Below are 21,489 nucleotides of genomic sequence, written 5' to 3'. Positions count from 1 at the left end.
TCGGCCGAGGTTACCCGCGCACGACGACCGTGTGGGGGAGCCTGGGATGATGGAGGCATGCACGGCGAGCCCACCTCCATGTCCGCACGGTCGTCCGACACCGCGATCGTCGGTGACGCGTCCGATTCCACCACCACTCGGGAGCAGTTCCGTGCCCTCGCAGCTGAGCACCGGGTCGTTCCGGTCACTCGGAAAGTGTTGGCGGACTCCGAAACTCCGCTCTCGGCGTATGAGAAGTTGGCCGGCAATCGTCCAGGCACCTTCTTGCTCGAGTCGGCCGAGAACGGTCGTTCGTGGTCGCGGTGGTCGTTCATCGGCGTCGGGAGTCCGGCTGCACTGACCGTCGTGGACGGAGAGGCGGCTTGGTACGGCAATGTTCCGGCCGGTGCTCCGGCCGGCGGTGACCCGATCGATGCACTCGGTGCCACCCTCGAACTACTTCGTTCGGAGCGACTTCCCGACCTACCCCCGCTGACCGGCGGAATGGTCGGGTTCCTCGGTTACGACGCGGTGCGGCGCCTCGAGAGATTGGGTGACTCCGCGGTTGACGACCTGCAGATACCCGAGATGGTCATGCTGCTCGCTGCCGACATCGCCGCTGTCGATCACCACGAAGGGGCGATCACCCTCATCGCCAATGCGGTCAACTGGGACGGCACCGACGAGCGTGTCGACACGGCGTACGACGACGCGGTCGCCAGGTTGGACGCGATGACTCGCGCTCTCGCGGCGCCGGCGAAATCGACGGTGTCGACATTCTCGAAAGCGACTCCGAACTACCGTCGTCAACGCACCACCGAGAGCTTCGGTGTCGACGTCAAAAAGTTGATCGGCGACATCGAAGCGGGCGAGGCATTCCAGGTAGTTCTCTCGCAGCGATTCGAGATCGATTGCACTGCAGCACCGATCGACGTGTACCGGATGCTGCGCGCGTCGAACCCCAGCCCGTACATGTATCTGCTCAACGTGCCGAACGGTGACGGAGAGACGGCGTTTTCGATCGTCGGTTCGAGCCCTGAAGCACTGGTCACCGTCGCCGAGGGCGTCGCGACAACACACCCGATCGCTGGAACCAGATGGCGCGGTGCCACAGAGGAGGACGACATCCTGCTCGAGAAGGACCTCCTCGCCGACGAGAAGGAGAACTCCGAGCACCTCATGCTCGTCGATCTGGGGCGAAACGATCTGGGTCGTGTCTGTCGCCCGGGCACGGTGAAGGTGCACGACTACCGGCACATCGAGCGGTACAGCCACGTGATGCATCTCGTATCGACCGTCACCGGTCATCTGGCCGAGGGAAAGCACGCTCTCGACGCGGTCACCGCATGCTTCCCCGCTGGAACCCTGTCAGGGGCACCCAAGGTGCGTGCGATGCAGCTGATCGAAGAACTCGAGCCCACCAGGCGGGGTATCTACGGCGGCATCGTCGGCTACCTCGACTTCGCCGGCGACGCCGACACCGCGATCGCGATCCGAACGGCATTGATCAAGGACGGGATCGGATATGTCCAGGCGGGCGCCGGCGTCGTCGCCGACTCCGACCCGGTCTACGAGGACACCGAGGCCCGCAACAAGGCGATGGCAGTGCTGAGCGCCATCGCATCGGCGCACACCCTGCGCACCATCGGAGGTGACGATCAGTGAGTGAGAACGAGTCGATTGCAGCGGAGCAGCCTACAAGGGCTTCTCGTGGCACCGCTGTGCCGAGGACGCTTTTGCTTGCACTGTCGGCAGCAGCTCTGTGGGGCAGCTCACGAATGACGTGGGTTCATCTGACCTCGAGCGACGGCAAGACGCTGGAGCGGACGACGGACCTCGACGGCAGCACCTGGGCGGCGGCGATGACTCCGCTCGCGCTCGCGCTTCTGGCGGCGATCGCGGCGTCGTTCGCGGTGCGAGGTTGGGCCCTTCGTGTGGTCGGACTGTTGGTGGCACTCGTCGCCGTCGCGGTAGCGGTTCCGGCGGTGCAGTTGTTGGTGTCCGGAGCCTCTGCGGACCGAGCGGTGGAGTTGGCCGAGCTGTCCGGTCACCCGGAAGATCTCTCGACGACTGTTTCAGTACTGCCTGCCTTGCTTGCGTTGCTCGGAGCGGTGGCGGCGCTCGGCGCAGCAGTACTTCTGATGCGCAAACCTCCAGTGCGAGGCGGGTTGTCGTCGAAGTACGACAACCCTGCCGCCCGCCGCGAAGCTGCAGCCAAGCTCGGTCAGGGAGACACACCCGCGTCGGACGAGCCTGTGACACAACGGATGTTGTGGGACGCGCTCGATGCCGGCGAGGACCCGACAGTGGCTGACGGGGACGACGGAGCTGGGGGAGGCAACGGTGCGAAACCGGGGTCGTCGCACTGAGTAAGACTGAACCCTCACCTGCGTGGGTACCCCGGCGGAGTAGCAAAATTTCGTCCCACTAGGCTGAGACCACCCTGATGACGTATCTCACATCGGGCTCTTGCCCAGAAAGGATTCGGGCCACGATGACCGTACTCGACTCGATTCTCGACGGGGTGCGCGCTGATGTCGCCGCCCGCGAAGCCGTACTCGACTTCGCTGCAGTCAAGGCTGCTGCGGCCGCTGCACCGCCTGCACTCGATGCTGCAGCAGCACTTCTGGAATCGAGCATCGGCGTCATCGCCGAGGTCAAGCGAGCGAGCCCCTCAAAGGGTGCGCTGGCCGACATTGCCGATCCCGCAGAGCTTGCCGCGGCTTACCAAGCCGGTGGCGCACGCATCATCAGTGTTCTCACCGAAGAGCGCCGTTTTCACGGCTCGTTGGCCGACCTCGACGCAGTCCGTAAAGCGGTCACCATTCCGGTGCTGCGCAAGGACTTCATCGTGGGGCCGTACCAGATTCACGAAGCTCGCGCTCACGGCGCCGACGTCATCTTGCTGATCGTCGCGGCACTCGAACAGCAGGCGCTCGCCTCGCTGATCGATCGCACCGAATCTCTGGGAATGACTGCCCTCGTCGAGGTGCACACCGAGGAAGAAGCCAACCGCGCGCTCGAAGCCGGCGCCAAGGTGATCGGTGTCAACGCGCGCAATCTCAAAACCCTCGAGGTGGACAAGAACACCTTCGGTCGCATTGCTCCCGGTCTGCCGACCGAGACGATCAAGATCGCCGAATCGGGTGTTCGCGGAACTGCCGATCTGTTGGCGTACGCCGGTGCGGGCGCCGACGCAGTGCTCGTCGGTGAAGGCCTCGTGACCAGCGGCGACCCTCGCAAGGCCGTCGCAGATCTGGTCAATGCCGGTGCACACCCGTCCTGCCCCAAACCGTCTCGATAAAGCGCTTCACCCGCCCGGCGTGCTTTGATGCACCCGGGCGGTGACCAGCGACACCGTTGGGGCAGACTGGTGGGGTGACTTCACGTACTCAGGAACCAGGCTCCGGTGCAGTATTCAAGGGCGGCAATCTGCCGCCGGCCAGCGCGGGACTCACCGAGCGCTCTCACGACCCGGATGCCGGAGGGCATTTCGGCGTCTATGGCGGACGGCATGTGCCGGAAGCCCTCATGGCGGTTATCGAGGAAGTCACTGCGGAGTACGAAAAGGCTCGCGCGGACGACACGTTCTTGAACGAACTCGATCGCTTGCAGCGCGATTACACCGGGCGTCCGTCGCCGATTTTCGAGGCAACACGAATGAGCGAGTTCGCCGGTGGTGCGCGCATCATTCTCAAGCGTGAAGATCTGAACCACACCGGTTCTCACAAGATCAACAATGTTCTCGGTCAGGTTCTGCTGGCGAAGCGTATGGGCAAGACCCGCATCATCGCCGAGACCGGAGCGGGCCAGCACGGTGTGGCATCGGCCACCGCCTGTGCACTGCTCGGTCTCGAGTGCGTCATCTACATGGGTGCTGTCGACACCGAACGTCAAGCACTGAACGTCGCACGCATGCGCCTGCTCGGCGCGGAGGTCGTCTCGGTCGAGACCGGTTCGCGCACGCTCAAGGACGCGATCAACGAAGCCTTGCGCGACTGGGTTTCCCACGCGGACAACACCTATTACTGCTTCGGTACCGCGGCAGGCCCGCACCCGTTCCCCACCATCGTTCGCGACTTCCAGCGAGTGGTCGGCCTCGAAACACGCGTCCAGGTTCAGGCACTGACCGGCCGCCTGCCCGATGCAGTCACAGCCTGCGTCGGAGGCGGCTCCAACGCAATCGGAATCTTCCATCCGTTCATCGACGATCTGTCGGTACGTCTGGTTGGCTACGAAGCAGCCGGCGACGGTGTCGAAACCGGAAGGCATGCAGCAACGTTCGCCGGCGGTACCCCTGGCGCATTCCAGGGTGCCTACTCCTACCTGCTCCAGGACGAAGACGGTCAGACCATCGAATCGCACTCGATCTCTGCTGGTCTGGACTACCCGGGCGTCGGACCCGAGCACGCTTACCTGAGCGATATCGGGCGTGCCACCTACGAACCCGTCACCGACAGCGAAGCGATGGATGCTCTACTGCTGCTCTCGCGCCGCGAAGGCATCATCCCGGCCATCGAATCCGCCCACGCCGTTGCCGGCGCGCTCCGACTGGGCAAGGAACTCGGCGAGGGCGCGATCATCGTCGTCAATCTCTCCGGTCGCGGTGACAAGGACATGGACACCGCCGCAAGCTGGTTCGGTCTCTTCGACGGCGCCTCGAGTCAGACAACCGCTCCGGCTGATGCAGCAGACCAGAACGACAACACGGAAGGCTCGGACAAGTGAGCGAACGACCATCACGCCTCGCACCCACCTTTGCAGCGTGCAAGGCTGACAAGCGTGCCGCCCTCGTCGGTTACCTGCCTGCCGGTTATCCGACCGTTCCCGAATCGATCGACGTGTTCAAGGCGATGGTCGACGGTGGCTGCGACATCATCGAAGTCGGTGTCGCGTATTCCGATCCGGTCATGGACGGTCCGACCATCCAGCGTGCAGCCGAAACCGCACTCACCAACGGCGTTCGCCTTCGCGACATCTTCACCGTGATCGAGCAGATCAGTTCGGTCGGCGGCAAGGCCGTCGTGATGACCTACTGGAACCCGGTACTGCAGTACGGCGTCGACAAGTTCGCACGAGACCTCGCTTCCGCCGGCGGGCTCGGACTCATCACCCCCAACCTCATTCCGGAAGAAGCAGGCGCCTGGATGGAAGCATCCGAGGAGCACCACCTCGACCGGATCTTCCTTGTCGCCCCGTCCTCGACGGAAGAACGGCTCGCGATGACACTCGACGCGAGTAGTGGATTTATCTACGCGGCCTCGACAATGGGTGTCACCGGCGCTCGAGACGCCGTGTCTTCGATGGCTCCGGAACTGACCGCACGAATCCGCGCGCATTCCGACATTCCCGTCGGCGTCGGATTGGGTGTTCGGTCCGGCGCACAAGCTGCCGAAATCGCGGCGTACGCCGATGCCGTCATCGTCGGCTCGGCTCTGGTCTCCGCGGTCGAGAACGGCTTGGGAGCGGTTCGCTCGCTCACCGAAGAACTCGCCGAGGGCGTCCGCTCGGCTACCGTGGCGTCGTGACCTCAACTGTGGACCTACTGGCCTATATCCCCAGCCCGCCCCAAGGCGTCTGGTACGTCGGACCGGTAGCGCTGCGCGCCTACGCGCTCTTCATCATCCTCGGCATCATCGTCGCGATCGTGTGGGGAGATCGTCGTTGGGTCGCCCGCGGCGGCGAGAAGGGGACCGTTCTCGACATCGCGATCTGGGCTGTTCCGTTCGGTCTGATCGGTGGCAGGCTCTATCACGTATTGACCGACTGGCCCGCCTATTTCGGCGAGAACGGTCAGCCTCTCGATGCACTCAAGGTGTGGCAGGGAGGCCTCGGAATCTGGGGAGCTGTGTTCCTCGGCGGCATCGGTGCGTGGATCGGCTGCCGTCGACGCGGCATTCCGGTTTCCGCGCTCGGTGATGCGATTGCGCCCGGAATCCTGCTCGCGCAGGCCATCGGTCGTATCGGCAACTACTTCAACCAGGAGTTGTACGGTCGCGAGACCACCGTCCCATGGGGCCTCGAGATCTTCGAGCGTGTGAACTCCTCCGGCCAGCTCGATCAACTGGCAGGTGTCTCCAACGGAGAAGTCATTCGGGTCGTTCACCCGACGTTCCTCTACGAAGCTGTGTGGAACGTCCTGATCGTGATCCTGCTGGTCCTCGTCGACCGCCGATTCAAGATCGGTCACGGACGCCTGTTTGCTCTGTACGTCGCGGGTTATTGCCTGGGCCGGTTTGTCGTCGAACTGATGCGCGACGATTTCGCATACGAGATCGCCGGCATTCGAGTCAACACATTCACTTCGGGGATCGTGTTCTTCGCCGCACTGGCCTACTTCTTCCTGGCGAAGAAGGGTCGTGAGGATCCGGCTGATTTGAAGTCGAAGGACTACGTCGCTGCGGTAGCTGCCGGCGAAGCAGGAGTCGCGGCGCCAGTTACCGAAACTGATTCGGCGAAGGCCGACGCGAAAGGCGCCGACGCTGAAGATTCTGAATCCGATGCTGCTGAATCCGCTTCCAGTGAGGCAAGCGCCTCCACGGCAGCGTCGGATGAGTCGTCGGACGCGGTGAAGCTGTCGAAGAAAGACAAGCCGTGACAGGTCCCTATTCGCAAGGGGGATTCCCCGAGGATCAGGGACCGGTCTACGGCGCGCCCAATCCGTACGGATATCAGCAGCCACTGCCCGCTCAATCGATGTACGGGTTCGGAGATCCCTATGCGCCGTACGGTCGGCACCCGGTAACGGGGGAACCGTATTCCGACAAGTCGAAAGCTACAGCTGGACTGTTGCAGATCTTGCTGGGCTTCTTCGGAATCTGTGGAGTCGGTCGTCTTTACATCGGGAGCGTCGGCATTGGACTGTGCCAACTGCTCGGCATGTTCTTCGCGCTGTTCATGTCCGCGTTCCTCATCGGAATTCCATTTGCCATCGGAATTTGGATCTGGGCGTTCGTCGACGGCATCGTGATACTTTCGGGCAATGCGCGGGACGGTGTTCGCCGGCCGTTACGAGGATGATCCGGGAGCACGAACCGAGGAAAGATCTGTGGGGGACCGGCCACGCGAAGGCCGAACCCGTCTCGTGGCCCGATAACAAAAGCTATTACGTACCGTCGTCGAATCGAAGGAAAGTACGTTGCCTAACTTGAACAAGAATCCGGAACCGTCCGAGTCGGGGGACTCGTCAGGATCGCAGCCGCCGGTTCCACCCCAGTTCGGGTCGCCGTTCGACTACGACGCGACGGCAGATGCGTCGTTGACGGAAACCTCGGCGCCAACGGAAAAGACTCCGTCGACGGAGACCACCGGCACCGGTCCAGGCTGGGACACGTATTCGGGAGTCGGGAACGGCCCGGGCTGGGGAAACCACCCCATCTACCCGCCGCCGACCGGAACCGAATCGACTACAGCGTTCCCCACTGCCGATTCTGATTCCACCCCGAGTCAGCCCACGGCGCCTTACACGTCGCAGGAAAGCTACGCCGCCCAGAACTATCCGGCGACCGACCATCCGGCGCCGGACTACTCGAGGCCGACCCAAACCCCGACGGACGGTCCCGTCTACGGTGCGCCGGCAGATCAAACTCCGAATCCCTACGCGGCTCCGCCGCAGGGCTACCCCGCCGCTCCGCCGCAGGGAAGCCAGAATTACGGTCAGCAGCAGGGCTACCCCCAGCCTGGATATTCGCAGCCCGGTTACGGTCAGCCTCAGGGGTACCCGCAAGGTCAGGGTTATCCTCAGCCTGGTTTCGGCCTTGTCGATCCGTCCGCACCCTACGGACGTGACCCGATGACCGGCGAACCGTATTCGGACAAGTCGAAGACGACCGCCGGATTGCTGGGCATTCTGCTCGGCGGTTTCGGAGCAGGACGTTTTTACCTCAACCAGCCCGGCATGGCTGTCGCACAGATCGCGGTCACTTGGTTGACGTGTGGAATCGGTGGCATCTGGCCGCTCATCGACGGAATCATGATGTTGACCGGCAGTGTGCGCGATCAGTACAACCGACCTTTGCGTAGCTGATCGAAAACGATGTTCGGAACTGTGGCCCCCTGACGCTCGTCGTCAGGGGGTCACACTTTTCTCTCGCGACCTGCGGTTATGTGCTGATAAACTAACGAACGTCGGCTGCATGACCGTGTGGAGGTCGCCGAGTGCCGTTTTCTCGAATACCTGATCCTCGAGGCCTGTACGACCCCGATCAGGAAACCGATTCATGTGGTGTAGCCGTAGTAGCAGACACCTCTGGACGTCACCTGCATTCCATTGTCGACGAGGCGCTCGCGGTCCTGGCCAATCTCACCCACCGTGGCGCGGTCGGGCGCGAGTGCAACAGTGGTGACGGCGCGGGCATCCTTCTTCAGCTGCCGACGGAATTCTTCGACGCGGTGACCGCGTTCGAGCTTCCACCACCCAACGCGATGGGTGAGAACACCTACGCAGCCGGAAACTGCTTTCTCCCGGTGGATCAGGAAGCACGTGGGCGCGCGGTAGTTCGGATACACCGGTACGCAGCGGCAGAAGGACTGCGGATTATCGGGTGGCGGGAGGTCCCAGTCGACCGTGACTGCGTCGGAACCGTTGCCGCGCAGTGCGCTCCGTACATCAGTCAATGTTTTGTGACGTGCGCCGAGCCAAGAGATCGCAGTGTGGGCGGAATTGCCTTGGACCGACGAGTGTTCGCGCTCAGGAGACAAGTCGAGCGAATTCATTCGGCCGATGATGCGGTGTATTTCCCCTCGTTGTCCGCCCGAACCATCGTGTACAAGGGCATGCTCACGCCGACGCAGTTACCCGGTTACTTCACCGACCTATGCGACGCCCGAATGCGAACTGCCTTGGCGGTCGTGCACAGTCGGTACTCCACGAACACTTTTCCGTCGTGGTCACTTGCTCAGCCGTATCGCTGCATCGCTCACAACGGCGAGATCAATACGATTGTGGGAAACAGGAATTGGATGCGCGCTCGCGAGCCGATGTTGCGGAGCGCACTTTTGGGTGGGGACATCGATCGCATGTTTCCGATCTGTACCCCGGGTGGATCCGACTCTTCGTCGTTCGACGAAGTGCTCGAGTTTCTGACGCTCGGGGGCCGCAGTGTGCAGCACGCCATCGCGATGATGATTCCCGGTGCCTGGGAGAACGATTCTTCGATGCCAGACGAGATGAGGGCCTTCTACCAATTTCACGCTTGCCTGATGGAACCATGGGACGGTCCGGCGTCCGTGACGTTCAGCGACGGCACTGTTGTCGGGGCGGTGTTGGATCGTAACGGTCTTCGCCCCGGGCGATGGTGGCGGATGAGGAACGGCCGTATCGTGTTGGCGAGTGAGAGCGGTGTGTTCGACGCTCCGACGTCCGAGGTGTTGGAGAAGGGGCGCCTCGAACCGGGTCGAATGTTCCTCGTCGACACCGCTCGCCGTGGCATCGTTTCCGATGCGGAGATCAAATCCGAACTCGCGAGCACAGCCCCCTACCGGGAATGGGTCGAGGGGGGATTGGTCGATCTCGAGGAAATCCCCGAGTCGGCGCCTGCCCGAGGCGATCCGGCTCCGCTGTTGCACAGGCAGCTGCTCTTCGGATACCAGGCAGAGGACTTGCAGGAAGTTCTCCTTCCAATGGCTCGCACAGGATCGGAGCCGTTGGGATCGATGGGAGTCGACACACCTCTCGCCGTTCTCTCGGATCGGCCGAAGCTGTTGTACGACTACTTCGTCCAGCTCTTTGCTCAGGTGACGAACCCGCCTTTGGACGCGATTCGCGAGGAAGTCGTCACTACGCTTGGTGTCACCCTCGGCGCTGAGCAGAACTTGTTCGAAGCGTCGGCGCTGTCGTGCCGAAGGATTGTTCTCGATAAACCGGTGATCGGACCGGGGAAGATGGCGAAGGTCGCCGAACTATGCGGCGCAAGAACTCCGAGAAGCGCTGTCCTACGGGGAGGTTTCGATCCGAGAGGCAGTCTCGGCGAAGGCGTCGAGAGGCTTCGTGAGTCCGCCCGAACGGCCGCCGCAGCCGGAATCGAGATTCTGGTGATCTCCGACCGTGGATCGGGCCCTGAGCAGGCTCCCATTCCGTCATTGCTCGCAGTATCTGCCGTGCACCACGATCTGGTTCGGCATGGCCTGCGAACCAAGGTTTCCCTCGTCGTCGAGTCGGGTGACGCGCGCGAAGTTCATCACATCGCGCTGCTGATCGGCTACGGTGCGGCGGCTGTCCACCCCTATCTTGCTCTTGAATCGGTAGAAGCACTCAGCGAGCAAGACGAGCTTCCCGGGATAGATTCGAAAATGGCATCGGACAACTATCTGAGAGCGGCAAATTCCGGTGTGCTCAAAGTGATGTCGAAGATGGGAATCGCTACGGTTCACTCCTACACGGGCGCACAGGTATTCGAGGCAGTGGGCTTGGGCCGAGAATTGGTCGACGAATACTTCTGCAACACACGGAGCCGGATCGGCGGGATCGGTATCACCGAAGTCGCGCGAGAGGTTCTGATGCGTCACGCGGCCACGTATCGTACGGTGCAGCATCGTCAGTTGAGCAGCAGTGGAGAGTTCCGGTATCGCCGCGGTGGTGAATTGCATGTGTTCACACCCGAGTCCGTGTTCTTCCTTCAGCATGCGACCCGGACGGGGCGAAGTGAGATGTTTCGTCGCTACAGCGATGAAGTCGATCGACTGAGCGCGCAGGGCGGAACACTTCGGGGATTGTTTCGATTTCGGCGTGAGATTCGTCAGCTGATTCCCCTCGATCAGGTCGAACCCGTCGAGATGATTCTCGCTCGATTCAACACCGGTGCGATGAGCTACGGTTCCCTCTCTGCCGAGGCGCACGAGACGATGGCGGTTGCGATGAATGCTCTCGGCGGACGTTCGAACACCGGTGAGGGCGGAGAGTCACCGGAGCGATTGCGTGACAACAAGCGTCGAAGCGCAGTCAAGCAGGTCGCGAGTGGCCGCTTCGGGGTGACCAGCGATTACCTGGTCAATGCCACCGACATTCAGATCAAGATGGCCCAGGGCGCCAAGCCCGGTGAAGGAGGGCAGCTTCCGGGGTCCAAGGTGTACCCGTGGATCGCGGAAACCCGGTACTCGACACCTGGAGTCGGCCTCATTTCTCCGCCCCCGCACCACGACATCTATTCGATCGAGGATCTCGCCCAATTGATCTACGACCTCAGATGCGCAAACGATCGTGCGCGGATACACGTGAAGTTGGTCAGCGCAGTCGGAGTCGGGACAGTTGCGGCAGGTGTGGCCAAAGCGCACGCCGACGTGGTGCTGATCTCCGGTCACGACGGCGGGACGGGCGCGGCGGCACTCTCGTCCATCCACCACGCTGGTACGCCCTGGGAGATCGGGCTGGCCGAAACTCAGCAGACCTTGGTGCTCAACGGGTTACGCGATCGGATCGTCGTCCAGTGTGACGGGGGTCTGCGCACGGCGCGGGACGTCGTCGTCGCCGCGTTGCTGGGGGCGCAGGAGTACGGGTTTTCCACGGCGCCACTCATCGCGGCCGGCTGCGTCATGATGCGGGTATGCCACCTCGACACCTGCCCCGTCGGAGTAGCAACGCAGAATCCCGAACTGCGCGAGCGATTCACCGGCCGGCCGGAGTACGTCGAGAACTTCTTCCGCTTCATCGCCGACGACGTACGACGTTTGTTGGCAGAACTGGGGTTTCGAAGTATCGACGACGCTCTGGGCCACGCAGACGTATTGGAAATGTCTCCGGCGGTGGCGCATTGGAAGAGTCGCACGTTGGACCTCTCACCACTCTTCGACGTTCCGGCCGCGCCGACCGGCGCGGCCTACTCGCCGTGTGTACCTGTTTCGAGCGAACTCGATCGCACCCTGACCGAGTGCGCCGCGAACTCACTCGAGGACGCTCGACCCGTGCATATCGAACTGCCAGTACACAATACGGATCGGGCGGTGGGAACGAGGCTGGGCGCAGAGGTGACCAGACGCTACGGCGCCGTCGGGCTACCTCAAGGCACCATCGACGTCGTGCTCAGTGGAACGGCAGGCCAGTCACTCGGTGCGTTCCTGCCGCCCGGCATCTCGCTGGTCGTCGTCGGCGATGCAAACGATTACGTCGGGAAGGGGCTCTCCGGTGGACGAATCGCGCTTCGGCCGAGTGAGGACGCGCCCTTCGTGGCGGAGGATCAGGTGATTGCCGGCAATACGCTGCTGTACGGCGCTACGAGCGGTGCGCTCTATGCCAGGGGGCGTGTCGGGGAACGATTCGCGGTGCGCAACTCGGGCGCGGTCGCTGTGGTGGAAGGCGTCGGAGACCATGCGTGCGAGTACATGACCGGGGGTCGCGTCGTCATCATCGGCCCAACTGGTAGGAACCTTGCTGCGGGAATGTCGGGCGGAATTGCCTTCGTACTCGACGTGAAGGCAGAGAAGGTCAACGGCGACATGGTCGTTCTGGAGCGGCCTTCGGCGGAAGACTGCAGTCAGCTGGTCGAAATTCTCGGCGAGCATTTGGCTGCGACCGGCTCGCCGGTGGCGGCAAAACTTCTCGACGACTGGGTTGGCCAGAGTCCGAGATTCACCAAAGTTTTGCCTGTCGACTACCGGAAGGTCGTGGAAGAGAACGAACTGGTGGAGCCGGCTCATGCCTGACGCACGCGGGTTCCTCAACGTGAAACGATCCGGCTCACCGACCAGATCGACCGATGTGCGTGTCGGCGACTGGGCGTCGGTATACGAGTCACTGGATCCCGTCGTGCGAAATCGAGACGTATCTGCACAGGCCTCGCGTTGCATGGACTGCGCTGTGCCGTACTGCCATTCGGCCGACGTGGGGTGTCCGCTCGGCAATCTCATTCCGGAATGGAACGACCTGGTTCGGCGTGGACGGTGGTCCGAAGCCTCGGAGAATCTGCATTCCACCAACAATTTCCCCGAGTTCACCGGACATCTGTGCCCCGCACCGTGCGAAACGGCGTGCGTTCTCGCACTCGACGGCGAGCACACGTCGGGGGGTGTCACCATCAAGCGCATCGAACAGGCAATCGTCGACAACGCCTGGGAGTCGGGTTGGTTGGGGCCGCAGGCACCGGTAGTTCACAGCGGAAACCGTGTTGCGGTTGTCGGGTCGGGACCGGCGGGACTGGCCGCGGCTCAACAACTGACACGAGCCGGACACAGTGTCACGGTGTTCGAGCGGAGCGATCGGATCGGGGGACTGCTTCGCTACGGAATTCCGGAATTCAAGTTGCCCAAGGCCCTCATCAACCGGCGGCTGGACCAACTGACCGCCGAGGGGACCAGATTCGTCACCGACTGCGCCGTCGGAGTGAACGTGAGCGCGCACGACCTCTCGACGGAATTCGAGGCGGTAGTCCTGGCGGTCGGGGCTGATCGTGCCAGAGACACCGACGTACCGGGTCGTAGTCTTCGCGGAATCCATCGTGCGATGACGTACCTGCGTGCGGCCAACCGCGAATGCGAGGGTGACGGTGCGTCGAGCATCTCGGCGCGAGGTAAGAACGTCGTGATCATCGGTGGCGGCGACACGGCCGCCGACTGCCTCGGCACGGTGCATCGCCAAGGCGCCCTCTCGGTGACGGAATTGGATTACCACGTCCCACCTCCGGCACGCCGCGATCGAGATCGCGACCCATGGCCGTTGTGGCCGCGGGTCCTACGCAGCTCGCCGGCAGACGAGGAGGGCAGTGACAAACGATTCCGATGGGCGGCGCAGGAATTTCTCGACGACGGTGAAGGGGAGGTCCGCGCAATCCGGATGGTTCCGGTAGCCGCGTCACGAGCGAAGGACGGACAACGGACCCTGGTGGAGACCGGCGACACGACGGATCTGGTGTGCGAGATGGTCCTGCTCGCTCTGGGTTTCGACGGCGTCGAAACCGCCCCACTGCTCACCGACCTTGATGTCGGCACCGATCCACTCGGCAGAATCGAGTGTGATGTCGGGTGGCAGACCCGGACACCCGGCGTATTCGTCTGCGGCGACGCGCATCGCGGGGCGTCGCTGGTGGTTTGGGCGATTGCCGAGGGACGGTCGGCCGCACGTGCCGTCGACATGTTTCTCACAGGCGAGTCGGCGCTTCCGGCTCCGGTTCATCCAAAGGCATTTCCGCTGTTCGTGAACTGACCAACTGAATCGAGTAAGTACAGAAAGTGCAGGTCGCAAATGCCGGATAGAAGTGCGGTGGGGTAGCGACTAGGCTCGAGCCGTGAACCGACGGACAAAAATTGTATGCACACTTGGACCTGCGACAGCTTCTGGCGACCGCATCCGTGAGCTCGTGGAGAGCGGCATGGACGTGGCGCGCCTCAACTTCAGCCACGGCGAGCATGCCGATCACGAAGAAAACTACATTCGCGTCCGCGCCGCGTCGGACGCCACCGGAAAGGCCGTCGGTGTTCTCGCCGACCTTCAGGGGCCCAAGATTCGCCTCGGCCGATTCAAGGACGAGCGGACCACCTGGGCCAACGGTGAAGAGGTTCGTATCACCGTCGACGACGTCGAGGGAACGCACGATCGCGTCGGGACCACGTACAAGGAATTGGCGCGCGACGCCAAGGCCGGCGATCGACTGCTGGTCGACGACGGAAAGGTCGGCCTGGTCGTCACGTCCATCGACGGCAACGACGTCGTCTGTCGGGTCACCGAAGGCGGTCCGGTCAGCAACAACAAGGGCCTCTCACTGCCCGGTATGAACGTCTCCGTTCCAGCCCTGTCGGGCAAGGACATCGCCGACCTCGAGTTCGCTCTCAAGCTGGGTGTCGACTTCATTGCACTCTCCTTCGTTCGCTCACCGGCGGACGTCGAATTGGTTCACGCCATCATGGATCGAGTCGGGCGCCGCGTTCCCGTCATCGCGAAGCTCGAGAAGCCCGAGGCCATCGACAATCTCGAAGCCATCGTGCTCGCGTTCGACGCCGTCATGGTCGCCCGCGGTGACCTCGGTGTCGAGTTGCCGCTCGAGCAGGTCCCGCTCGTTCAGAAGCGCGCAATCCAGATTGCTCGTGAGAACGCGAAGCCGGTCATCGTCGCGACGCAGATGCTCGAGTCGATGATCGAGAACTCACGTCCCACTCGCGCAGAGGCATCCGATGTCGCCAACGCCGTTCTCGACGGCGCCGACGCAGTCATGCTCTCGGGCGAGACTTCGGTGGGCAAGTACGTCATGGAAACCGTTCGCACCATGGCCCGCATCGTCGAGGCCGTCGAGAACGAATCAACCCGTGTCCCACCGTTGACCCACGTCCCGCGCACCAAGCGCGGAGTCATCTCGTACGCAGCACGCGACATCGGCGAACGTCTCGACGCCAAGGCCTTGGTTGCGTTCACTCAGTCCGGTGACACGGTGCGTCGACTGGCTCGTCTGCACACGCCGCTGCCGTTGCTCGCCTTCACACCGCTGCCCGCGGTGCGCAGTCAGTTGACGCTGACGTGGGGAACCGAGACGTTCCTGGTCGATGCGGTGGCCACCACCGACGAGATGGTGCGTCAGGTGGACAGTGCGTTGCTCTCCCTCGGGCGGTACGTCAAGGGTGACCTCGTGGTCATCGTTGCCGGATCCCCTCCGGGAACTGTCGGTTCCACCAACCTCATTCACGTCCACCGTATCGGCGAAGAGGACCACTGAGTGACCCACGCGAACGCGTCCACCGACCTCGGTACTCTTCTCGGTCTGTTGGATCTGGAGCAGATCGGTGACGACGCGTTCCGTGGATACCACCCGAAACAGGTAGGTTCGCGGACGTTCGGCGGTCAATTGGTGTCTCAGGCACTGATGGCCGCCGGACGGACTGTCGACGGTGATCGCCCCATCCATGCCGTGAACGCCCATTTCATTCGGGGCGGAGATGTGAAGGCGCCTATCGAGTACCGGGTGGAGCGTCATCGTGACGGGAGGGCATTCGCCAACCGTCAGGTGACTGCCTATCAGGGTGAGAACGAATTGTTCGTGATGCTCGCGGCGTTCCAGGACTCCGGCAAGGGGCTCGACCATGCTGTCGAGATCCCGGATGTTCCACTTCCGGAGTCGTTGCCTCCCATCGGCGATCATCTGGTGGGGTACGAGGAAAAACTGCCGCATTTCAGCGCGGCGCTCAAGCCGATCGACATGCGGTACGCCAACGATCCGGCGTGGATCCTCAAGGGCACCGGCGAGAAACTCAACCACAATCGGGTGTGGATGCGCCCCGACGGTGATCTGCCGGACGATTCGCTCATTCACGCTGCGACGCTGGCATATTCGTCCGACACCACCGTGCTCGATTCGATTCTGACCACTCATGGTTTGTCCTGGGGTCATGATCGTATCGTCGCGGCGACGGTCAATCATTCGATCTGGTTCCATCGCCCGTTCCGGTTCACCGACTGGGTTCTGTACGCCACCGAATCGCCGGTCGCCGCAGGTTCGCGCGGTCTGGCAACCGGACGGTACTTCTCGGTGGAAGGACTGCTGTTGGCGACGGTGGTCCAAGAAGGAATGATCAGGCATTTCCCGCGTAAAGGGGAATGAGATGCGGGCCCGAGACTGAACTCGGGCCCAGAATCAAGCAGACTTGCGATATTGCGGTGAGAGTTCGTCGGCGCGGTCCCACGGAGACCAGTCGACTTCGCGTCCATCGAGTTGGGCCGCAACAACTTCCAAGCCCGCGTGCCAGCCGGCAGCGTGGGCGTACGCGGACTCTTCGTCTTCCATCGTGTGGGTGAGGGTCAGCCAGCAGCCGCCGGTGCCGTCCGGTGCCAGTTCCCAATGCAGAGTATCTGCGTCCCAGAGGAATTCGAGAATTCGGTGCGGGTGGACGCTGATGACCGTCCCGCCCGTCACGTGATCTGCGGGCAGTCCGAATCGCTCGACTTGTTCCGGGGTCACCTTGAACAGCAGATCCGCGCCTGGAGTGAGATTGAAATCGACGTCCGCCGGGAACCAGGCGTCGAGGTACTCGCGTTCCGTTATCACTTTCCAGACCTTGTCCGGTGCGTGCGGAATTGCCAGTTGGAAGCTCAGTGACACCCGACCGTCATAGGTCAGGTTTATCTTGCCGTTGTCCATCGGTGCCTCCAATGCTTGGTGCCCGTGCGGTTGCCCCCATCGTGCCATCTAATTGCTTAGGATGGAATAACTGCAGGTCAGATCGTTACCTATTGATAGGTTATGTCGATTTGTCTCGTTTTGAGAGCGGCGTTCCGGATGCGTTTCGTGGCAGTGAGACAAACGCGCGGTACGCTGACCACGCACGACTGGCGCGGGTGGGAATTACCACCGGGGAGTGCACATCGCGAGGCATCGACCGCCTGGGTGCTTCACACATCTTGTGTGAAGGGGATTCATGTCTACCGAAGATCTGTCTACTGAAAATCTGTCTACCGAAAATCTGCCCAGCCAGAACGTGGCCGCTCGAATAATCGACGGACGCGCAATTGCCGATGCTGCGCTCGCGGACCTGTCAGTGCGCACGAGGCAGTTTCGTGATGAGACGGGGCACGTTCCTTGCCTGGCCGCCGTCATCGTGGGAGCGGACCCGGCCTCGAAGGCGTATGTACAGATGAAGGCCAAACGGTCTGTCGTCGTCGGAATGACGTCGCGGACGGTCGAACTCCCGGTGAGTACAACCACCGAAGAACTAGTCGACGTGCTGAGAGCGTCGTCGGCGGACCCTTCGATCGACGGCATACTGCTGCAACACCCGGTGCCAGGCCACATCGACGAACGGGCTGCGTTCGATGCCATCTCGGCCGACAAGGACGTTGACGGCGTTACCTCGGCAGCGTTCGCGGCAATGGCGTTGACCGGTGGGGGATTCGAATCATGTACACCGAGTGGCATCCTGCGCCTGCTCGACGCCACAGGCGTCGAACTCTCCGGAAAGCTTGCTGTCGTGGTCGGCCGAAGCCCGATACTCGGATTGCCGATGGGAATGCTCCTCCTGCGTCGAGGCGCAACGGTGACATACTGCCATTCGCGAACCGTCGACCTGGCCGCCCACGTCGCCTCGGCAGACATCGTCATCGCGGCCGTCGGTGTTCCGGAACTGATCAAAGGGGCGTGGATCAAGCCTGGGGCAGTGGTGATCGATGCGGGGTACAACGCGGGCAACGTCGGAGATGTGGAGTACGCCGCCGCGCTCCCACATGCCGGTGCGATCACACCGGTGCCGGGTGGCGTCGGCCCCATGACGGTTGCCGTCCTGCTGGAACAAACACTGGCAGCAGCAGTTCGCACAGCGGAAGTTCGGGCATGCAGTGAGAGTTCGGGCATGCAGTGAGAATCATGACAGTCGTGTTGGACCGGACCCAGCAATCGCCTCGGATCGATTGTGAGACCTCGGTTTCGAGACGGAGTATTCATCCGCCCCTCGATAACCGAATTACCGCGTCGAGCACCGCTGCGCTGGAATGGCTGAGCTGAGCGCGCAATTGGGTATTCGACAGTCAGCTGTCTGCCGTGGGGATGTCGATCATCAACTGGGACGGTGAATCGGATGTCGATACGGTGTATGCCGGACGGGTGTCGACCGTGCCGACAAACGACTGCAGGATCGCACTGTTCCTGGCCGCACTGTCTATGCGCGTGATGTTTTCGCCCTCGTGAGATACGGAGTTGAGCGACGAATCCGATTGGACTCCCATCAGGTCGACTTGAAGTATCGATCGACTTCCGACGTCCACGACTGTGCTGTCACCCGCTCGGATTGCTTCGCTGACGTATTCGGTTTTCCAGAACACTGATCCATTTCCGTCGAATCGGTAGGTGATTCGGGTGAAACCATCGTGATCGGTTACGTCGATCTCGGTCACGTCGACGCGCGGATTCGGTGAAGGGATCTCCGTGTCGTTCGGGAACGGAGCAAGCGTGGAGATCTCGGTTGGTGGGGCATCGATCGGGGGAGTGCCGACCTGAAGGGTGCCTGTCTGTGTTGCAGCATCGAGGACGGTCTGGGTGGAAGATTCGCCGGCAGTGTTGGATTCGCCGGCAGTGTCGGATTGGTCGTCAGTCTGACACCCGGTGAGCAGCGCGAAAACAGGTATGGCTCCGAGCAGAGCAATCAGGCGACGACCGTTCATGGATCGAATCTAACTGCGGTCGATCTGGGGTACAGCCGAATGCCGAAACCTTGCGGTACGGCCAACTGCGGCAGGTGGTGCCCTCGGTGAGACTCGAACTCACACTGGACGGGTTTTGAATCCGTTTCCTCTGCCAATTGGGATACGAGGGCTTGTTGCGATGACTACATTAGAAGATGCGATTTCAATGTCAAACACCGGTACCCTCTAATCGTTCGCGTCTCGTGTCGGGGCGGTTCGATGGAGGAGGATGGTGGCCATGAATTCGCCGCAGCCGCAAGGCAATCAGCTCGCACCCCGTCGTGTTGTCGTCGCTGAAGACGAGGCGTTGATCCGCATGGATCTGGTCGAGATGCTCCGCGAAGAGGGCTACGACGTCGTCGGTGAGGCCGGTGACGGGCAGGTTGCGGTGGAGTTGGCCGAGTCGCTCAAGCCTGATCTGGTCATCATGGACGTGAAGATGCCCAGGAGAGACGGCATCGACGCCGCTTCGGAGATTGCCGCCAAGCGGATCGCTCCTGTTGTCATTCTCACAGCGTTCAGTCAGCGCGAGTTGGTCGAGCGCGCACGCGATGCCGGCGCCATGGCTTACTTGGTCAAGCCGTTCTCGATCAGTGACCTCGTTCCCGCTGTCGAATTGGCGGTCAGTCGTTTCCGCGAGGTGACGGCGCTCGAGCGTGAGGTCGCTGATCTTTCCGACCGGCTCGAAGCACGCAAGCTGATCGAGCGAGCCAAGAGTGTTCTGATGGTTCGCCAAGCGCTCACCGAACCTGAGGCGTTCAAGTGGATTCAGCGCGCCGCGATGGATCGGCGCTCCACGATGAAGGCGGTCGCACAGGTCGTACTGGAAACTCTGGGCGGTGAACCGGACGCTTGAGCAAAGTGTCCGGGTTATCCGGCTGCACTGAGTGGCTGCGTCGACCGTCGAAACGTCGCGCAGCGCTACAGCCGTGTAAACACTGTGCGCCTTCAGATAACAGTCAGGTCACAGGGCTTTCTTGAAGGATCGCGAAACGGTTCCAAGGTCTAGCGTCTGATCCCACAGCGAGCGCCAGTTCGGGTGGCGCGAGCACCGGCTGATCTTAGGAGCGTGGGATGGCTAGACGAACACTTGTGCGTACTGCTGCAGTTCTCGGCGCGGCATCACTGGCACTTGCAGGCTGTAGCTCGGACAAGTCGGATGACTCGTCTTCGAGTGGCTCTACGTCCGGCGCTTCCGCCGCGACGACATCCGTCACGACTGATTGCACCCCGGAGCAGGCCAAGGCCGGCGCCACCCCGTCCACGGAAGCGCTGCGTATCGGTACGCTACTTCCCGATACAGGCAGCTTGTCGTTCCTCGGGCCGCCGATGGTCGCGGGCACCCAGCTGGGAGTCAACGACGTCAATGCTGCCGGAGGCGTTCTCGGCCAACCGGTCCAGCTGATTCCCGGCGATTCGGGTGACACCACAACGGACACCGCCAACACCACCGTCGACCGCGAATTGGCTGCAGGCACTCAGGTCATCGTCGGCGCCGCGTCGTCCTCGGTTTCGCTCAAGGTGATCGACAAGATCGCCAGCGCAGGCGTCGTGATGTTCTCGCCTGCCAACACCTCGGACCAATTCGTCTGCTACCCCGACAAGGGCATGTACTTCCGCACCGCTCCGACGGACGTACTGCAGGCTCAGGCCGTCGCACAGCTCATTTCGGACGACGGTGGTCAGCGCGTAGCAATCATGGCCCTCAACGACCCGTACGGGACGGGTCTGGCGGACAACATCGAAAAGAATCTGATCGATTCGGGCGTCCCCTCCGATCAGATCGAGAAGATCATCTACGACCCGAACGCGCAGTCGTTCAACTCCGAAGTCGATCAAGTCAAGAACTTCAATCCGGATGCAGTGGCATTGGTGGGCTTCGAGGAGTCGGCGAAGATCATCACGCGCATGCACGAAGTGGGCATCGGCCCGTCGGACGGAATGGCGATGTACGGCGTCGACGGCAACATGGGTAACGCGCTCGGCGAATCCGTGGCGAAGCCGTTGCTCGACACCATGCAGGGAACCACGCCCCTGACGGACGTCGGAGCTGCCTTCCAGGATCGTCTGAAGGCTGTGAACCCCTCTCTGATCGACTTCAACTACGCCGGAGAGTCGTACGACGCGGTGGTGATCTCAGCGCTCGCTGCCGAGCAGGCGAAGTCGACGGCCGGTACCGACATTGCAGCCAACATCAACAGCGTCACCGAAGGTGGCACCAAGTGCACGTCCTATGTCGAGTGCCTGCCGTTGGTGAAGGCGGGAACCGACATCGACTACGACGGCATCACCGGTGAGTTGGACTTCAACGATTCGGGAGAACCGTCCATCGGTTCGTACGGAAAGCTCAAGTTCGGCCCTGAGAACACGCTGACCACAGAAGGATTCGTGGTCGTGGGCAAGTAAGCAGCCAACGAGAATGGGCC

General features: G+C 62.2%; 17 protein-coding genes, 1 tRNA gene and 1 riboswitch. Of the genes, 15 read left to right on the top strand and 3 right to left on the bottom strand.

Annotated features, from left to right (window positions below):
• The first annotated feature begins 57 nt into the window (after positions 1-57).
• The 12 genes from GJB56_RS09065 (at position 58) to GJB56_RS09010 (ending at position 16,493) form a co-directional block, all read left to right on the top strand.
• Entirely contained in the window at positions 58-1,644 is a 1,587-nt protein-coding gene (locus GJB56_RS09065) for an anthranilate synthase component I (RefSeq protein ID WP_019748660.1), read from the top strand.
• Positions 1,641-2,348: a TIGR02234 family membrane protein gene (locus tag GJB56_RS09060; protein ID WP_019748659.1), complete on the top strand. Its 708-nt coding sequence runs from the start codon at positions 1,641-1,643 to the stop codon at positions 2,346-2,348. Before GJB56_RS09065 ends, GJB56_RS09060 begins: the two co-directional genes overlap by 4 nt.
• A 125-nt stretch (positions 2,349-2,473) precedes the next feature.
• Positions 2,474-3,283 carry an indole-3-glycerol phosphate synthase TrpC gene (gene trpC, locus GJB56_RS09055; protein ID WP_003944016.1) on the top strand — a complete coding sequence of 270 codons (810 nt, stop codon included), beginning with the start codon at positions 2,474-2,476 and terminating at the stop codon, positions 3,281-3,283.
• 74 nt (positions 3,284-3,357) lie between these two features.
• Positions 3,358-4,707, top strand: a complete 1,350-nt coding sequence (gene trpB, locus GJB56_RS09050) for a tryptophan synthase subunit beta (protein ID WP_113684199.1) — start codon at positions 3,358-3,360, stop codon at positions 4,705-4,707.
• Positions 4,704-5,507, top strand: a complete 804-nt coding sequence (trpA, locus tag GJB56_RS09045; RefSeq protein WP_003944010.1) for a tryptophan synthase subunit alpha — start codon at positions 4,704-4,706, stop codon at positions 5,505-5,507. The genes trpB and trpA overlap by 4 nt, the downstream gene beginning before the upstream one ends.
• Positions 5,504-6,577 (top strand): prolipoprotein diacylglyceryl transferase, encoded by a 1,074-nt coding sequence (gene lgt / locus GJB56_RS09040; RefSeq protein ID WP_019748656.1) that lies wholly within the window; start codon positions 5,504-5,506, stop codon positions 6,575-6,577. The genes trpA and lgt overlap by 4 nt, the downstream gene beginning before the upstream one ends.
• Positions 6,574-6,999 (top strand): TM2 domain-containing protein, encoded by a 426-nt coding sequence (locus tag GJB56_RS09035; RefSeq protein ID WP_020907925.1) that lies wholly within the window; start codon positions 6,574-6,576, stop codon positions 6,997-6,999. Before lgt ends, GJB56_RS09035 begins: the two co-directional genes overlap by 4 nt.
• Before the next feature lie 127 nt (positions 7,000-7,126).
• Positions 7,127-8,005 carry a TM2 domain-containing protein gene (locus tag GJB56_RS09030; RefSeq protein WP_029538193.1) on the top strand — a complete coding sequence of 293 codons (879 nt, stop codon included), beginning with the start codon at positions 7,127-7,129 and terminating at the stop codon, positions 8,003-8,005.
• A gap of 131 nt (positions 8,006-8,136) precedes the next feature.
• A complete protein-coding gene (gene gltB, locus GJB56_RS09025) occupies positions 8,137-12,615 on the top strand; it encodes a glutamate synthase large subunit (RefSeq protein WP_113684198.1) in 4,479 nt (1,492 codons plus the stop codon).
• On the top strand, positions 12,608-14,110 hold the full coding sequence (locus GJB56_RS09020; protein ID WP_113684197.1) for a glutamate synthase subunit beta: 1,503 nt from the start codon (positions 12,608-12,610) through the stop codon (positions 14,108-14,110). Before gltB ends, GJB56_RS09020 begins: the two co-directional genes overlap by 8 nt.
• An 82-nt stretch (positions 14,111-14,192) precedes the next feature.
• Positions 14,193-15,611 (top strand): pyruvate kinase, encoded by a 1,419-nt coding sequence (gene pyk / locus GJB56_RS09015; RefSeq protein ID WP_003944038.1) that lies wholly within the window; start codon positions 14,193-14,195, stop codon positions 15,609-15,611.
• Positions 15,612-16,493, top strand: coding sequence for an acyl-CoA thioesterase (locus tag GJB56_RS09010; RefSeq protein ID WP_019748651.1), 882 nt, complete (start codon positions 15,612-15,614; stop codon positions 16,491-16,493).
• A 33-nt stretch (positions 16,494-16,526) separates the two neighbouring features.
• On the opposite strand, the gene GJB56_RS09005 is transcribed toward GJB56_RS09010, so the two are convergent.
• Complete coding sequence (locus GJB56_RS09005; protein ID WP_113684196.1) at positions 16,527-17,030, bottom strand: SRPBCC domain-containing protein; 504 nt, start codon at positions 17,028-17,030, stop codon at positions 16,527-16,529.
• Between the two features lie 174 nt (positions 17,031-17,204).
• Positions 17,205-17,285, top strand: a riboswitch (ZMP/ZTP riboswitch).
• Between the two features lie 22 nt (positions 17,286-17,307).
• On the opposite strand from GJB56_RS09005, the gene GJB56_RS09000 reads away from it, so the two are divergent.
• Positions 17,308-18,243 carry a bifunctional 5,10-methylenetetrahydrofolate dehydrogenase/5,10-methenyltetrahydrofolate cyclohydrolase gene (locus tag GJB56_RS09000; RefSeq protein ID WP_154606664.1) on the top strand — a complete coding sequence of 312 codons (936 nt, stop codon included), beginning with the start codon at positions 17,308-17,310 and terminating at the stop codon, positions 18,241-18,243.
• A gap of 166 nt (positions 18,244-18,409) precedes the next feature.
• Here the strand turns inward: GJB56_RS09000 and GJB56_RS08995 are convergent, their stop codons facing one another.
• Both GJB56_RS08995 and GJB56_RS08990 read right to left on the bottom strand, forming a co-directional pair.
• Complete coding sequence (locus GJB56_RS08995) at positions 18,410-19,042, bottom strand: AMIN-like domain-containing (lipo)protein (RefSeq protein WP_021344398.1); 633 nt, start codon at positions 19,040-19,042, stop codon at positions 18,410-18,412.
• Positions 19,043-19,117: 75 nt separating this feature from the next.
• Positions 19,118-19,194, bottom strand: a tRNA-Leu gene (locus GJB56_RS08990).
• A 107-nt stretch (positions 19,195-19,301) separates the two neighbouring features.
• Between GJB56_RS08990 and GJB56_RS08985 the strand changes: the two genes are divergently transcribed.
• On the top strand, positions 19,302-19,919 hold the full coding sequence (locus GJB56_RS08985; RefSeq protein WP_003944029.1) for an ANTAR domain-containing response regulator: 618 nt from the start codon (positions 19,302-19,304) through the stop codon (positions 19,917-19,919).
• Positions 19,920-20,137: 218 nt separating this feature from the next.
• Positions 20,138-21,469 carry an ABC transporter substrate-binding protein gene (locus GJB56_RS08980; protein WP_003944031.1) on the top strand — a complete coding sequence of 444 codons (1,332 nt, stop codon included), beginning with the start codon at positions 20,138-20,140 and terminating at the stop codon, positions 21,467-21,469.
• Positions 21,470-21,489 lie beyond the last annotated feature (20 nt).

Source organism: Rhodococcus sp. AQ5-07 (genome assembly GCF_009707305.1).
In the GTDB taxonomy this organism is placed as follows: domain Bacteria; phylum Actinomycetota; class Actinomycetes; order Mycobacteriales; family Mycobacteriaceae; genus Rhodococcus_F; species Rhodococcus_F erythropolis.
Note: the sequence above shows the minus strand (reverse complement) of the source record. Positions and strands in the feature narration are given on the sequence as shown.